The organism is Mucilaginibacter sp. P1_A3 (genome assembly GCF_056406855.1).
The window spans coordinates 108,207-122,943 of sequence record NZ_JBFTZJ010000004.1; the positions used below are offsets into that span (position 1 = coordinate 108,207).

The window sequence follows — 14,737 nt, forward strand, 5'->3', positions numbered from 1 at the left end:
TACATATAATTGATTATCAAATATTTACAATATTAAAAACTAACCACCGTCCATTTTTGATACAAGAATATGTGCGGTATCGGTCATGTGATACAATTGAGTATGATCAACGCTAAATACTATAATTATAATATGGAAAGCTTCCCCACTAAATTTAAAAAGCGATTTTGACGCCACAACCTGCGCGACTACCTTTTATCGCAATAAATGCCTGAAGCTAAAATCCAACCTGCTTTTTATTACGTAATTGTTAAAAAACAAATTAAGCAACTTCATGAAAAATTCAAGGGATTATCATGTAAAAACGGTGGCCGAAAGCATCAGGAACACCAGGCAGCAGTTAAGCTATTCGCAGGAGTACCTGGCGGCTAAGCTTAATGTATCGCAAAATACCTACAGTAAAATTGAATTAGGAAACGTAAAACTAACCCTGGATAGATTTTTCAAGATCTGCCACATCCTCGAAATAGACCCAGTCGACGTGATCAATGGCAACAAAGAATTTGCAGCCTGATGAGGGCGAAAAAAGAATATTTAAGCCGCATTTAATAACAATCGCGCGAATAAAAATTTCCTAATTAACAACCTTCAATATACCTGCCTTGTATAAACTCGGCGTAGTACCTGCAATTTTCCTGAACGCGCGGCTAAAATAATGCTGGTTGTTAAAACCTGCTTTAAAGCAGGCATCCGCCATACTGCAATACGGGTTGTGTAATAGCTGTTTGGCAAACTCTATCCGTTCCTTAATAATATAATCAACCGGCGACATCCCCATTTCATACTTAAAGGCCCTGAAAAAACTGGCTTTGCTCATGTAGGCCATCTGGCTAAGGGCGTCAATATTCAGTTTTTCGGTAAGGTGACTTTTGATATACTGTAATATATAAGCAAACCGCTTACCGGCAGATAGTTGTTGCAGGTTTTCCTGTACATGGTGCAGGTTTTGCATCTGCATAATACGGATAAGCAATTCTTTAAGAGTTAGATTAGCCAGCACATCTTTGGTAAGCACATCGCCGGTGCTTATGCTGATGAGTTTATTGATGAGCTGCGCCAGCTCATGGTTATTAAAAAAATGAAACTGCTGGTAATTAAGCTGCCATTTATCATCATCGGCACGCGGGTAATTCTCGTTCAAAAAATCAATCGTACTTTTTATCTCCTGATGGTTAATGGCCAATGCCGTGCACTGCGATGGATTAAGCTCAGATGCTTCGGGAAAATCAATGGTCATGGTAACATTGGGCGGTACAATAACCGTTTCGCCGGGCAGGTAATCAAAGCCGGGTTTATCAAACAAATGCATTACCTTTTTGCCCCGCAGCATACTGGTAATCACCAGATCGTTAAAAGTGAGGGGCACAAGTTCGCTGCGCTGATAAGTTTCGTAAATATTAAGTTCACAATGGTTTAAAGTGTATGCCTTACGATTTTCTACAAGCGTTTGTATCTCCTTTTTACCACTAAGGGCAAACGGAGATACCAGGTTTCTCTCATTCATAATTGGCTTAATTTAAAACAAGTTAGGCATAGTTAATGATACTTTATAATTCAATTTAAAATTGAAACTATAATGCACCCAATTGATAGCATTGTGCAAATGACCAATACCATAGGCACTTACCTTAGCTACACCAATTAAAAAACAAAAACCATTATGAGTGTAGCGCAAAGACCAATCTTTAAGGAAAAGTACGATAATTTTATTGGCGGTAAGTTTGTTCCGCCCGTCAAAGGAGAATATTTTGACAATATTTCGCCCATTGATGGCAAAGTTTTTACCCGGGCCGCGCGCTCAACCAAAGAAGATATTGACGCAGCTGTTGATGCTGCTACCGAGGCATTTAAAACCTGGAGTAAAACGGCGGCAACCCTGCGCAGCAACCTGCTTTTAAAAATAGCGCAGGTGATTGAGGATAACCTAAGTTACCTGGCCACGGTAGAAACCATTGATAATGGCAAAGCCATCCGTGAAACCATGGCTGCCGATTTGCCGCTGGTGGTTGATCATTTTCGCTACTTTGCCGGCGCCATACGTGCCGAAGAAAGTAGCATATCTGAGCATGATGAGTTTACCGTAAGCATCAACCTGCAGGAGCCGCTTGGCGTAGTAGGGCAAATTATCCCCTGGAATTTTCCTTTACTCATGGCCACCTGGAAAATAGCCCCTGCTTTGGCCGCCGGCTGTTGCGTAGTTGTGAAACCGGCAGAGCAAACCCCAACCAGCATTATGGTGCTGATGGAACTGATTGGCGATATCCTGCCTCCGGGCGTGCTAAACATTGTTACCGGCTTTGGGCCTGAAGCCGGTAAGCCATTGGCAACTAACCCACGCATCAGCAAGGTTGCCTTTACCGGCGAAACCACTACAGGCAGACTGATCATGCAATACGCATCAGAAAACCTGATCCCCGTTACAATGGAGCTTGGCGGTAAATCGCCAAATATTTTCTTTGAATCTGTTGGCGATGCCGACGATGAGTTTTTTGATAAGGCTGTAGAAGGTGCTGTACTATTTGCCTTAAACCAGGGCGAAGTTTGTACCTGCCCATCGCGCATGCTGGTTCATGAAAACATCTACGATAAATTTATGGAGCGCGTAATTGCCCGCACCAAAGCCATCAAAATGGGCGACCCACTGGATTCAACCACCATGATGGGTGCACAGGCATCAAATGATCAGTATGAAAAAATCCTGAGTTACCTGGATATTGGTAAAAAAGAAGGCGCCGAAGTATTAGCCGGCGGCGATGCCCTAAAGCTTGATGGCGACCTGGCAAACGGGTATTACATAACACCAACTATATTTAAAGGAAATAATAAGATGCGCATTTTCCAGGAAGAAATTTTTGGTCCGGTTGTATCAGTTACCACTTTTAAAACGGTTGAGGAAGCTATTGAAATTGCCAACGATACCCTTTATGGTTTGGGCGCAGGTGTTTGGACCCGCGATGCACACGAAATTTACCAGGTACCGCGCGCTATACAGGCCGGCCGCGTTTGGGTTAACTGCTACCATGCCTACCCTGCACATGCACCATTCGGCGGGTATAAAAAATCAGGTTTCGGCAGGGAGAATCATAAAATGATGCTGAACTACTACCGCCAGACAAAGAATATGCTGATCTCATATAATAAAAACAAACTGGGCTTTTTTTAAGACCAGGCGAGTTGAGGTTGCTGCAATTGTATTGGGCTATTGCAGCGCCTCTTTTTAATACCAGATGAAAAGCAAAGAGTAGACAATTCCCCTATTAAGAAGCGGTAGGTTGTGTTTTCATTAACTAAGAACGCAGCCACTGCTATTTTGCAGCTCAACCTACATGCGCTCCAAAAAAGGACCCATACTTTTGCAAAAAAGAATTTGCTATTTCTTATAACGTACCTGCCATGACCAAAAGAGTTTCTGTTACTCCCGAAGCCGAAAAGGTGATTGCTGAGCTAAAAGCCAAATTTGGCCCGCTGATGTTTCATCAAAGCGGAGGTTGTTGCGATGGTTCCTCGCCCATGTGTTTTGAAAAAGGTGAATTTAAAATTGGCAGCAGTGATGTAAAAATTGGAGAAGTAGCAGGCTTCGATTTTTTCATGAGCATTGATCAGTTTGAATACTGGCGACACACGCACCTTACACTTGATGTTACTCCCGGCAGAGGTTCCAGCTTCTCTATCGAGATCCCGATGGGTATCCGGTTTATTATCCGCTCCCGCTTATTTACCGATGAGGAGTTGAATGACCTGGAACCTGTGGAATATTTTGAATCATAAAAATCTTAAACATTTATAATAAGCCGGGAGATACCCCGCGAAATCGCTTTTTTAATATTTAAAGGGGCAAACGCCAGAAAAACCTATTAAATGAACCTGTTTGGCGTAGAATATTGGCAAATAGCGATGGGTTTGAAACCCATCGCTATGGTGAAAGTTTTAATTTAGTTTTTAAACGCAATTTCCTTGGGTGATACCCGGGTAGTTTAACTCATACCCTACTCGCCCCAGGCTGTAATAACCAGGTCGCGGCTGCCGCCATAATTCCGATGCTCGCACAGGTAAATACCCTGCCAGGTACCAAAGGCCGGGCGACCATTACGGATAGGCACCATTACCGAACTACCCAGCATGGCTGCTTTTAAATGAGCGGGCATATCATCAGATCCTTCATCGTCATGCCTGTAGTCGGGGTCATTCTCGGGCACGGCCTTGTTAAAATACATTTCAAAATCCTGCCGCACGGTTGGGTCGGCATTTTCATTAATAGTTAAAGATGCCGAGGTATGCTGAATAAAAACCTGCATCACTCCCACCCGCATAGTTGCTATTTGCGGTATAGCCTGCAAAACTTCGGCAGTAATTAAATGAAAGCCCCGTTTACGCTCCCGGAGGCGAAGAATTTGCTGATGTATTTGCATGAGGTTAAATATATTGAGAATAGGTTCTTGGAGCAAGCACTTTTGGAGTAAAGATTTTTAGATCAAGGAGCAAAGACATTTAGAGTAAAGATTTTAGGACAAAAGATGAAGGATGTATTTTCCTTCTTTTTGTCCTTTGTCCAAAAATCCTTGCTCCTTAATCTAAATGTCTTTGCTCCTTGATCAAAAAAACCCTTATTCCTTGCTCCAAAAGTCTTTGTTCCAAAAATCCTTGCTCCTTGATCAAAAAAATCTTCGATTTTTTTCTAACTTTCTGTAACCAATTAAAATCTCTGCGGTCTCCAATATATAAATTAAAATAACCGAGCCTTTTTTGAACGCACTTAGTGATAACACGATTATGCTCCGGGTAAAAGCCGGAGATTTGGAAAGGATGGGTTTGCTGTTCGAGAGGCATTACCGTTCGTTGTATGGCTTTTTGTTCCACATGACCTATCACCGCGAGGCCAGCGAGGATATGGTGCAAACTGTGTTTTACAAAATGCTGCGGTACCGTAACAGTTTTACCGGCGAGGGTGAGTTTATGGCCTGGATGTACCAGATAGCCCGCAATGTGCTGAAAGATGAGGTTAAAAAAAAAGGCAAACTGCAGGGAACGCACCATGATGCTAATGAATTGGCCGATAGGCTTCCCGGTGGTGCCAGTGCCGATGAGCACCTGGAAAAAAAGCAAGCTAATGCCAGTTTATACATGGCGATGAATAAGCTAAGCGATGACAACCGGGAAATACTGACGCTGAGCCGTTTCCAGGAGCTGAAATACCAGGAGATAGGGCAAATTTTAGGCATTACCGAAGGTGCCGCCAAGGTACGCGCCTTTAGGGCAATGCAGGAGTTAAAGGATATTTATACCAAAATGGAACGTTAAACAGGATGAAGATGAATTGTGAGCAATACGAGGAAAAATTTAGCGATTATATAAGTAAACGGCTAACTACAGCTGAACGTGAGGAGTTTGAAAAACACCTGGCAGGCTGCGAAAGCTGCCTGCAGGAATTTACCGCTATACAACAGGTTTGGGATTTGATGGATGAAATTCAGGTGCCCGAGCCAGGTGCCCACATGCCGGTAAAATTTAAGGCGATGCTGGATACCTACAAGCAATCTGTTGATGAGAAAAAAGAGGTGTTTAGTATTAAAGAGCTGCTGGCCCGTTTATGGCAATGGCAGCCACGCTGGCCATTGGCTTACAGTTTGGTGATAGTGCTCATCAGTTTTGGCAGCGGGTACCTGGTTTTCCATGCCAGTACCACTGGTAAGCAGGATGAGCAGTTGCAGGCCCTTACCTCGCAGGTGCATGAGCTAAAGCAAACCATGATGCTTGCCCTGCTGGAGAATCCTTCCGCATCTGAACGGATCAAGGGGGTGAGTTATACCAGCGAGATCAAGCATGCCGATAAAGAGGTGATTGACGCTTTATTTGCCACGCTTAACAATGACCCAAATGTGAATGTACGTTTGAGCACATTAGATGCTTTAACCCACCTGGCCGCGCACCCGGAAGTGAGGCAGGGGCTCATCCAATCCATCATACAGCAGGATTCGCCGCTGATGCAATCGGCCATTGCCGATGTGATGCTTAAACTGCAGGAAAAAGGATCGGTAAATTCATTTAAACAACTATTGAAACAAAAGGACCTGAACCCTGGCGTAAAGGACAAGATAAGGCAAACCATAACACAACTCATTTAAAAAAAGAACCATTTTATGAAAACAACATTGATCACCGTTTTTACGGCGCTGGGGCTTTGCTTTGCCCAAACACTGGCACACGGCCAGGAGTATAAAGAACACATCAGCAAGCAGTTTACCTTTGGCAAAGGTATAGTGGTTGTGTACAACATTTGGGGAAGTATTAAGGTAGAAGGCTACGCAGGCGATAAGGTGTTGATGGAAATTGACCAAACCATTAAAGGAAAAACCCAGGCCGACGTTGATCTGGCCAAAAAAGAATTTAAGCTGGGCTTTAACCAAAAAGCCGATAGTGTAATAGCTTACACTGCCGAGCCATACGATACCCGCCCCCACAATTGGACCCGCGACGACAAAGACCACCACCAGAATTACATAGTACAACTGGAATACACCATCAAAGTGCCATTTAATATGAGCCTGGCTGTTTCAACAGTAAACGATGGCCATATTACTGTTAAGGATGTTTATGGTTCATTAAAGGTTAATAATGTAAATGGTTCTTTAGAGATCATTAATGCCAAAGGCACCACTATTGCGCATACTGTAAACGGCCCTGTAACGGTAAACTATTTGGCTGTGCCTCCCGGCGAATCATCATACCACACTATAAACGGGCAGATGAATATTACTTACCCCGCCAATTTATCGGCAGATCTGTCATTTAAAAGTATGAACGGCCAGTTCTTTACTGATTTTCCCGATGCCCAGGTAATGCCAAGTAAGGTGGTAAAAACTGAAGCAAAAAGTGGTGGGGGTACTACGTATAAACTTAATTCCAACTCTGATGTGCGCATTGGCTCGGGTGGTAAACTATTCAAATTTGAAACCCTTAATGGGAATATTTATATCAAAAAACAACAATAACAGAGGATAACATGAAGACGATAAAGATTTTAAGTGTATTTGCAGCAGCCATACTATTAACGGCCCGGTTATCGGCACAGGAGCAATTGGTTGTTCCGCTGAGCGATCCCGGTAAACCTTATAAACTAAATGTGGGTTTAATTGATGGTTCAATAACAATAATAGGTTACGAAGGTAAAACCATTGTAGTAGAGGGGCAGATTGATGAAAAGCGGAAAGAGCGCGAAAAAGATAAAGAGAAAGTAAGCGGTATGCGCCGTTTAAACAGCAATGGTATGGACATCAGCGCGCAGGAAAAAGATAACCAGGTAAATGTACACAGCAGCATGGGCAAACCTGTTAACCTAACCATCAAAGTCCCTAAAAGCGGCGGTAATACCTTTAAAATATCAACCGTAAATGGCGGCGACATCAATGGCAGCAACCTGGATGGCAAACTGGAAGTATCAAACGTAAATGGTTCAATTAAGCTAACAGATATCACGGGCTCGGTAGTGGCCACTACGGTTAATGGTCCGGTGGTTGTGAGTTTCAGGTCTATTGATTCAAAGGCGGCTATGGCGTTCTCTACACTCAACGGAAAAATAGATATTACCTTCCCTGCCGGCTTAAAAGCCAACGTGAAGCTAAAATCTGATCGTGGCGATGTCTTTACTGATTTTGATGTTGCTACCGAGCAGCATAAACCCAACGTTACCCGCAGCAATAAAGACGGCATGTACGGCCTTAAAATTGACGACTGGGTATACGGCAAAATAGCCGGCGGCGGCCCCGAGATATTAATGAAAACCACTTTTGGCAGTATTTATATCAGGAAGGCGAAGTAGGCCACCGATGTCATTGCGAGTTTTACTATCTGGGGATACTGAAAGGAAAATGACGTTTTAAAAGGTTTGTCATCCTGAGGAACGAAGGATCTATTTGCAGACTGTGCAGGGCGAAGAAGCATGGCGAATAACAGATCCTTCACTGCGTTCAGGATGACAAAAAGATTTTTTTGAGAACATGTCATAGATAGCAACGAAGCAATCGCGAACAGAACAGGTCCACTCTGCATAGTATGCGATTGCCACGCTTCGCTCGCAATGACATAAAGATTTGTATCTGCACATTTGTAATCCGCACATCCATCCATACGCTTATGTTAAAAAATTATATAAAAACAGCCTGGCGCAATTTGCTCAAGAATAAGTTTTATTCAATCATCAATATTGCGGGTTTAACCCTTGGTTTGGCCATTGGCATCCTGATACTGGTTTGGGTACAGGACGAGTTGAGTTTTGATGGCTTTCATAAGCAGGCACCCGACATTTACCGGCTTGAGCTGTTTGGTGGTACAGGTGCCAGCAGGCAGATCTACAGCATTGGTGTAGCGCCTATCGGGCCGATGGCCAAGCAACAGCTGCCAGAAGTAAAAGAATCGGTACGCATCACGAGTAATAATTTTTCGCTGTACAAGTACAGAGATAAGGCTTTTGGTGATGAGAATGCTGCCTTTACCGACCCCTCGTTTTTTTCGATGTTTGATTTTCATTTGATAAAAGGGAACGCGGCCAAGCCATTTGCAGATGATAACTCGGTAGTGATCACCCAAAAAACTGCCCAAAAATTCTTTGGGGATCAGGACCCTATAGGTAAAGTAATTATTGCCGATGGTAACAATCTAACAGTAAGCGGTGTAATTGCCGACTTCCCCAAAAACTCCAGCATCAACTATGATATGCTGATGCCCATGAGTTTCCATATAAAAGATATGCTGGCCAGAAAAATCGACCTGAGCAGCAACTTCAGCTTTTTTAACTACATCACCTATCTGCAGCTTAAACCGGGGGCCTCATTAAAAGGCCTTACCACCAAAATAAGGCAGATCCACCTGAACCACAAAGCAGACGATACCGATGCCGAATACTTGTTACTCCCCATAACCAAAATGCATTTATACAACGGCGATATGAGCGATAAGGGTATCTCCACGGTGCGCATCTTCATTATTATAGCCTTGCTGATACTGGTTATCGCCTGCATCAACTATGTAAACTTGTCAACCGCGCGCTCCATGCTCAGGTCAAAAGAAATCAGTATGCGCAAGATCATCGGGGCAGAAAAAATACAGCTGTTTATGCAGTTTATTGTGGAAACGGCTTTTCTGTTTTCATTGGCTGCATTGCTGGCCGTTGGGCTGATATTTATTTTAATGCCCATGTTTAATAACCTGCTCCATAAAGAAATGGTTTTCAATTTGGCCGATTATCATATCTGGGGCATTCTGCTGGGAGCCATTACGGGCACGTTGGCAGCATCAAGCATTTATCCGGCCCTGCTGCTGTCATCCTTTGAGCCATTAAAGGCATTAAAAGGCAAAATCTCTGCTGGTATCGGCGATGTGCTGTTCCGCAAGATATTGGTAGTTACGCAGTTTGTGTTTTCAATAGTGCTCATCATTGGTACTATGATCATTACCGGCCAACTCAATTACATCCGTCAAAAAAACCTAGGGTATGATAAAACCAATGTGCTCAGTTTTTGGATGCGCGATATGACCCAGCATTATGATGCTGTAAAAGCCGAGCTGATAAAACAACCTGGTGTACTGGATGTAACCCGATCAAATCAAAACGTGGTAAGGTTTCAAGGTTTTACGGGCTGGTTGGATTGGGACGGGAAAGATCCCAGGCAAAACATGATGATCCACCCTATTGTGGTTGATAAAGATCTGGTATCGTTCTTTAAAATGAAAATGAAAGAAGGCGCCACATTTACAGGTTCGGTTACCGATACCGCCCACTATGTTTTAAACGAAGCCGCTATTAAAGAAATGGGAATTAAAAACCCTGTAGGCAAACGCTTCACCATGCAAGGGGTAAAAGGCACTATCATAGGTGTTGTGAAGGATTTTCACTATGCATCCATGAAAGAAAAAATTGCCCCGGCTATGTTTTACTACCAGCCAAAGTATTTAAATACCATTTACATAAAAACCACCGGTCGCGACGCCCAAAAAGCTATCAACGCGGCTCAAAAGGTTTTTAAGCAGTACAATGGCGAGTACCCATTTTCCTATAACTTCCTGGATGACATATTTAACAAGATGTACCAGAGCGAACAGCAGGAAGGCAAACTCTTTACCTATTTTGCAGCTATAGCCATTTTTATATCCTGCCTCGGCTTATTAGGATTGGCAGCCTATACCGCACAGGTACGTACCCGCGAAATTGGCGTACGCAAGGTATTGGGAGCAAGCGTAAGTGGTATTGTTGGCTTACTGGCCCGCGATTTTATTAAACTGGTGCTGATAGCCATTGTGATAGCCTCGCCGCTGGCGTGGTATGCTATGTACAAATGGCTGCAGGATTTTGCCTATAAAATAAATGTAGGCTGGCAGGTTTTTGTACTTGCCGGAATGATAGCGCTATTTATTGCCTTTGCTACCATAAGTTTCCAGGCGGTGAAAACTGCCTTAATGAACCCGGTAAAGAGTTTAAGGAGCGAATAAAAAGCCTTGTTTTAAAAGTGCAGACCTTGTTTTTGAAACAATTAACAAGGTGGGAGCCATAAAGTAAAACAGGTGCTATCATCATCAGACGATACGCTTAGTGTGCCGCCGTGTGCCCGTGCAATTTCTGATGAGATATACAAACCCAGGCCAAGGCCTTCCTTGTGCGGCTCAACTTCGCCACGGTAAAATGGCTGGAACAGGCGCGCCTGCATCGCATCCGGGATCCTGTTACTACGATTGGTTACGGATAACGTTAAACCATTGGCGCTGCTTGATGCTTCAACAACAACAGGCATATCGTTTTTGCCATGTGATAGTGCATTACCTAATATATTTGAAAACAGTTGGGCAATGCGCCTGCCATCGCAATTTACGGTATCCGTAAGGTTTAAATTGACAACGATAACCCTTTCCGGCCAGATGATACGCAATTCGGTTATTACATTGTTGAGGATCTCTTCCAGCGGCTCGTTATCTTTACGATTAAGTATGATCCCCTCACCAAGCCTGCCGCGTGCAAAGTCCAATATATTTTCAATGAGGCCTTTCATGCGATAGGCAGAATCCTGTACAATGTTGGCTAAACGTTTAACACGATCATCGGCTGGCACACGCAACAACAATTGGGCAACATTAAGTACCGCACTTACCGGATTAAGCAAATCGTGGCCCAATATGGCAATAAACTGCTCGCGTAACTCGGCAATTTGGCGTTCTTCAGTTAATTTCATTTCACTCAGCGCCAGCCTGTCTATCGCATCCAGGTGGAAAGCAATAAGTTCCGCAAACAACTTAAACATGCCAACAATTTCGGGCGAACTTAAAACAACCGGGCGGGGATCAATAGCGCAAAGCGTACCAAAAAAATCACCGTTTTTAAGTATAATTGGCAAAGAAATATAGCTTTGAAAACCATACATGGCAGGTGTATGATGATTATAAAAACGTTCGTCCTTATCTACGTGATCGATAATTACGCCCACTCCGCTTTGTCTTATCTCGTGGCAAATGGTTGATTTCAATACCAGCTCACCTCCGGGTACAAGTCCAAATTGAATCTCGTCACGTACGGCACAGCAAATCCATTTTTCGTCGGTAACCCTTGCAACAGCTGAAAATCCCATACCCGTAGTACGGCATATCACTTCCAAAATTGACGCTACTACGGGGATATTATTTACAGCTTCAATGTCTGCCTGAATCTCGGGGGTAAAATTTTCCAATTGGTACTGATGTTATATTTTTATGTAACCTGAATAACTTTTTAAAGTGTTAAAACCGCAACCATTTTTTGACTTAAATAGTTTCAATTTTTTTAATATACCAAGAAAACATCATTCTAAGATACTTTATATTTTATTAATTAAAGATCATTCAAAATAACAACAACCGCAACAAAACCGAAACGTTTTACATCAGGATAAATTTTAACACAGCTTGTTGGGTGCCGCACATTTAAAAATTGACACTTTGCCGCTCGCTAAATAAAATATCCTGGTTACTTTAATTGTTATTATAACACTACAAATGCTCTCAATTATTGGCCCCCATGTATCAGATTGCAGTTACAACTTCCATTTAGTTCACATATACCAAATGTTGTTATATATTTGTTTTTATTACAAAAGTTCAAAGTAAAAAATGCTCAAGTATTCTAAACAAACCAGGTTATTATTAGCGGTAGATTGCATAATTTTTGGCTTTGATGGGGAGCTTCTAAAAATATTACTAATTAAAAGAGGCTTTCAGCCCGAAAAAGGTAACTGGAGTTTAATGGGTGGTTTTGTGCAGAATGACGAAAGTTTGGACCAGGCTGCTAATCGTATTTTAAAACAGTTAACCGGGCTTGAAGGAGTGTACCTTGAACAATTATATACTTATGGCGACCCTAATCGCGATCCCCTGGAGCGTACTGTATCAGTTGCCTATTTCGCCCTGATAGATATCCACAAGTACGAAACACAGATAAGTGCCGACTATCATGCCGAATGGTTTCAGCTTAAACGGGTGCCAAAACTGATATTTGATCAACAGGAAATGGTGGAGCAAGCCCGTAAGCGTATCCGTTACAAGGCTGCCATGCACCCTATTCTGTTTGAACTTTTACCTACCAAATTTACTATCCCCCAACTACAGATCCTGTACGAGAGCGTTTTTAACACCACCATTGATAAACGTAACTTTAGCAAGCGTGTACTGGCAACAGGCTTACTTATTAAACTGGCCGATAAGGATAAAGCGGGCTCCAAGCGGGGGGCCTATTATTACCAGCTTAATATGCAAAACTACTATGCTAAATTCCAGGCGTTTATGAATTTCATTCCAAATCCGGATGCGCTGTAGCGATATTGCAAAAAGCAATCTTACAAAACAGGTAACAAGGCCTTGTTTTATAAGACTGCTTTGCTCAGTATAATATTTCTACTTCAGCATTACCTTAGTTGCCCCGTAGCCAAACTTCTCTTTTCTTGCATCCATAAAAGTTTGCACTTTAGGATGTTTACTTAACACCTTTTGTAATTCGTGGCGCAGGGTGCCGTTACCAGCACCGTGTATAAATGTGATGTCGTGTAATTGGTGTACAATAGCCGCATCAAGTGCTTTATGAAAATGAGCCAGCTGAATGTTCAGTATTTCGCTGCTTTGCAAAAATTGGTAGTCGTCACGCAGTTTTTCTATATGCAGATCAACCTCGCTCACCGGTTTTTCAAAAACAACCTTCTCTTTCGCAGGTTTAAAAAAGCTTTCTTTTAGCTTTTGGGCATCAAGGACCAATTCAGGCTCGTCAAGCCGTATTAACCAACCTGCCTGATTCAATAATGGCACTTGCTTTTTTGTTGAAGAAAAATCTTTCGCTTTAAATTTCTCCTTAACTACCAATGGCGCAGGTGATTCAATATTTTGTTTTGTACTATAAATAATATGAAATGTAAATGCAGGCCACAGTTGCAAATCGGCCAATTGCGCCGAGTAAATCATTGCTGATGACTTTGGTGCTATAATTCCAGAAAACTCGCCTTTAAATACCTGTTGTTTTTCGGTACTAAACCCGGCCAGCAATTGGAACGATGTAGTATTCACCAAATGAAAATGTACTACAGATTGTGCCTTCGCATCGGCAACAACACCAACATAGATACCTTTTTTATCAAACTGCGATAAATCAACTGGCTTTTCATCAGCTTCGGTATTCTTTTTTGATCCGGCAGGTTCATAACCGTGTACAGTAGTAACCTTACTGGCCAGCACAGGTATCTCAAACTCGTCCTCGCCGGTAACGCCAATCATCTGGTCGTCAATAATGCGGGTTACAAACCCTTCCATTTTTTCATCAACAAACCGAACAAAATCGCCTAATTTATATTTCATAACTGTACTTATCAGGAAGCAAAGTTAGTTTATCCGTACACATTAAAACAAAATAAAACTTACAGGCTTTCTTAGTATAACTTTATATACACTAATTTATTGATACTTCTTATTGTTAACAATATTAATTATGATATCATGAGCGATAATACCATTAAAATTTTAGAGCCCGGCCAGTTAAAGCAAGTATTCATTCATAATCTTAACAGGTTATACTTTAGCAAATGTTACCTCAATAAAAACCTTGACCACATCATTAGCCTGGCATCATTCAGCAATTTAAAGCTGGCCATTAATGAATTTTGGGGTGATGTAAAAAAACAAATAATCAGGATGGACGAGGTGTATTCCTATATGGGCGAAATTCCTTCTGATAAAAACTGCAACCCCATAAAAGCTATCATTAAAGACCAGTTTTGCCTGGATGAAAAGCAGGCAATAACTGTTTTCAGCGATCTGGATATCATTATGTACATTCAATTATTGGAGCATGTAAACATCACATCATGCCGGATGCTGATGATGGTAGCCAAACTATTAAAATACGATAAAGTAAATCAGCTGCTTACTGAGTGCATGGATGAATCAACAGATAATGACCGCCTGTTCATGATCATCTCCAAAGAATATTTATCAGAGGACTAATAGGTTATCAAACCTTTTTCTTAAAAAAGAAAGCCATCCGCAAAAAAGCGGATGGCTTAAATATTAGTTATTTAATACCCCTATTAAAATAACTTGAACAAATAAAATAAACATTTTCCGTAATCACAAAACATTTTTGACCAATAAATTAGTTGTTACTATTTTGTTACCAAAAACTGACCAGTAAGTAGGTATATTGATTTTTTATTTATTTTGTAACTTTTTACTTTAAAAAGCA

General features: G+C 42.0%; 14 protein-coding genes. 10 read left to right on the forward strand and 4 right to left on the reverse strand.

Features of this window, described 5'->3' with window-relative positions; genetic code table 11:
* The first annotated feature begins 274 nt into the window (after nucleotides 1-274).
* Nucleotides 275-514 (forward strand): helix-turn-helix domain-containing protein, encoded by a 240-nt coding sequence (locus AC1D0K_RS09300; protein WP_477390928.1) that lies wholly within the window; start codon nucleotides 275-277, stop codon nucleotides 512-514.
* Nucleotides 515-574: 60 nt separating this feature from the next.
* On the opposite strand, the gene AC1D0K_RS09305 is transcribed toward AC1D0K_RS09300, so the two are convergent.
* Complete coding sequence (locus AC1D0K_RS09305) at nucleotides 575-1,504, reverse strand: AraC family transcriptional regulator (protein WP_477390926.1); 930 nt, start codon at nucleotides 1,502-1,504, stop codon at nucleotides 575-577.
* A 156-nt stretch (nucleotides 1,505-1,660) separates the two neighbouring features.
* On the opposite strand from AC1D0K_RS09305, the gene AC1D0K_RS09310 reads away from it, so the two are divergent.
* Together AC1D0K_RS09310 and AC1D0K_RS09315 are read left to right on the forward strand one after the other, a co-directional pair.
* The gene (locus AC1D0K_RS09310) at nucleotides 1,661-3,163 is read left to right on the forward strand and encodes an aldehyde dehydrogenase family protein (RefSeq protein ID WP_477439778.1); all 1,503 of its coding nucleotides are present in this window, start codon (nucleotides 1,661-1,663) and stop codon (nucleotides 3,161-3,163) included.
* Between the two features lie 230 nt (nucleotides 3,164-3,393).
* Nucleotides 3,394-3,768: a DUF779 domain-containing protein gene (locus AC1D0K_RS09315; RefSeq protein WP_477390922.1), complete on the forward strand. Its 375-nt coding sequence runs from the start codon at nucleotides 3,394-3,396 to the stop codon at nucleotides 3,766-3,768.
* Nucleotides 3,769-3,986: 218 nt separating this feature from the next.
* On the opposite strand, the gene AC1D0K_RS09320 is transcribed toward AC1D0K_RS09315, so the two are convergent.
* Complete coding sequence (locus tag AC1D0K_RS09320) at nucleotides 3,987-4,409, reverse strand: secondary thiamine-phosphate synthase enzyme YjbQ (RefSeq protein ID WP_295717056.1); 423 nt, start codon at nucleotides 4,407-4,409, stop codon at nucleotides 3,987-3,989.
* Nucleotides 4,410-4,743: 334 nt separating this feature from the next.
* On the opposite strand from AC1D0K_RS09320, the gene AC1D0K_RS09325 reads away from it, so the two are divergent.
* The 5 genes from AC1D0K_RS09325 (at nucleotide 4,744) to AC1D0K_RS09345 (ending at nucleotide 10,482) form a co-directional block, all read left to right on the forward strand.
* On the forward strand, nucleotides 4,744-5,298 hold the full coding sequence (locus AC1D0K_RS09325) for an RNA polymerase sigma factor (protein ID WP_477390919.1): 555 nt from the start codon (nucleotides 4,744-4,746) through the stop codon (nucleotides 5,296-5,298).
* Nucleotides 5,299-5,303: 5 nt separating this feature from the next.
* On the forward strand, nucleotides 5,304-6,122 hold the full coding sequence (locus AC1D0K_RS09330; RefSeq protein WP_477390917.1) for a zf-HC2 domain-containing protein: 819 nt from the start codon (nucleotides 5,304-5,306) through the stop codon (nucleotides 6,120-6,122).
* 15 nt (nucleotides 6,123-6,137) lie between these two features.
* Nucleotides 6,138-6,989 carry a DUF4097 family beta strand repeat-containing protein gene (locus tag AC1D0K_RS09335; protein ID WP_295717050.1) on the forward strand — a complete coding sequence of 284 codons (852 nt, stop codon included), beginning with the start codon at nucleotides 6,138-6,140 and terminating at the stop codon, nucleotides 6,987-6,989.
* A gap of 11 nt (nucleotides 6,990-7,000) precedes the next feature.
* A complete protein-coding gene (locus tag AC1D0K_RS09340; RefSeq protein ID WP_477390915.1) occupies nucleotides 7,001-7,816 on the forward strand; it encodes a DUF4097 family beta strand repeat-containing protein in 816 nt (271 codons plus the stop codon).
* Between the two features lie 314 nt (nucleotides 7,817-8,130).
* Complete coding sequence (locus tag AC1D0K_RS09345) at nucleotides 8,131-10,482, forward strand: ABC transporter permease (protein ID WP_477390914.1); 2,352 nt, start codon at nucleotides 8,131-8,133, stop codon at nucleotides 10,480-10,482.
* A 41-nt stretch (nucleotides 10,483-10,523) separates the two neighbouring features.
* Here AC1D0K_RS09345 and AC1D0K_RS09350 read toward each other — a convergent pair whose 3' ends face one another.
* On the reverse strand, nucleotides 10,524-11,708 hold the full coding sequence (locus AC1D0K_RS09350) for a GAF domain-containing sensor histidine kinase (protein ID WP_477390912.1): 1,185 nt from the start codon (nucleotides 11,706-11,708) through the stop codon (nucleotides 10,524-10,526).
* Between the two features lie 418 nt (nucleotides 11,709-12,126).
* Here AC1D0K_RS09350 and AC1D0K_RS09355 point away from each other — a divergent pair, with 418 nt between their 5' ends.
* Nucleotides 12,127-12,828, forward strand: a complete 702-nt coding sequence (locus AC1D0K_RS09355; protein ID WP_295720811.1) for an NUDIX hydrolase — start codon at nucleotides 12,127-12,129, stop codon at nucleotides 12,826-12,828.
* 78 nt (nucleotides 12,829-12,906) lie between these two features.
* Here AC1D0K_RS09355 and AC1D0K_RS09360 read toward each other — a convergent pair whose 3' ends face one another.
* The gene (locus tag AC1D0K_RS09360) at nucleotides 12,907-13,854 is read right to left on the reverse strand and encodes a Smr/MutS family protein (protein ID WP_477394815.1); all 948 of its coding nucleotides are present in this window, start codon (nucleotides 13,852-13,854) and stop codon (nucleotides 12,907-12,909) included.
* 138 nt (nucleotides 13,855-13,992) lie between these two features.
* Here AC1D0K_RS09360 and AC1D0K_RS09365 point away from each other — a divergent pair, with 138 nt between their 5' ends.
* Nucleotides 13,993-14,499 (forward strand): DUF892 family protein, encoded by a 507-nt coding sequence (locus AC1D0K_RS09365; RefSeq protein ID WP_295720813.1) that lies wholly within the window; start codon nucleotides 13,993-13,995, stop codon nucleotides 14,497-14,499.
* Nucleotides 14,500-14,737 lie beyond the last annotated feature (238 nt).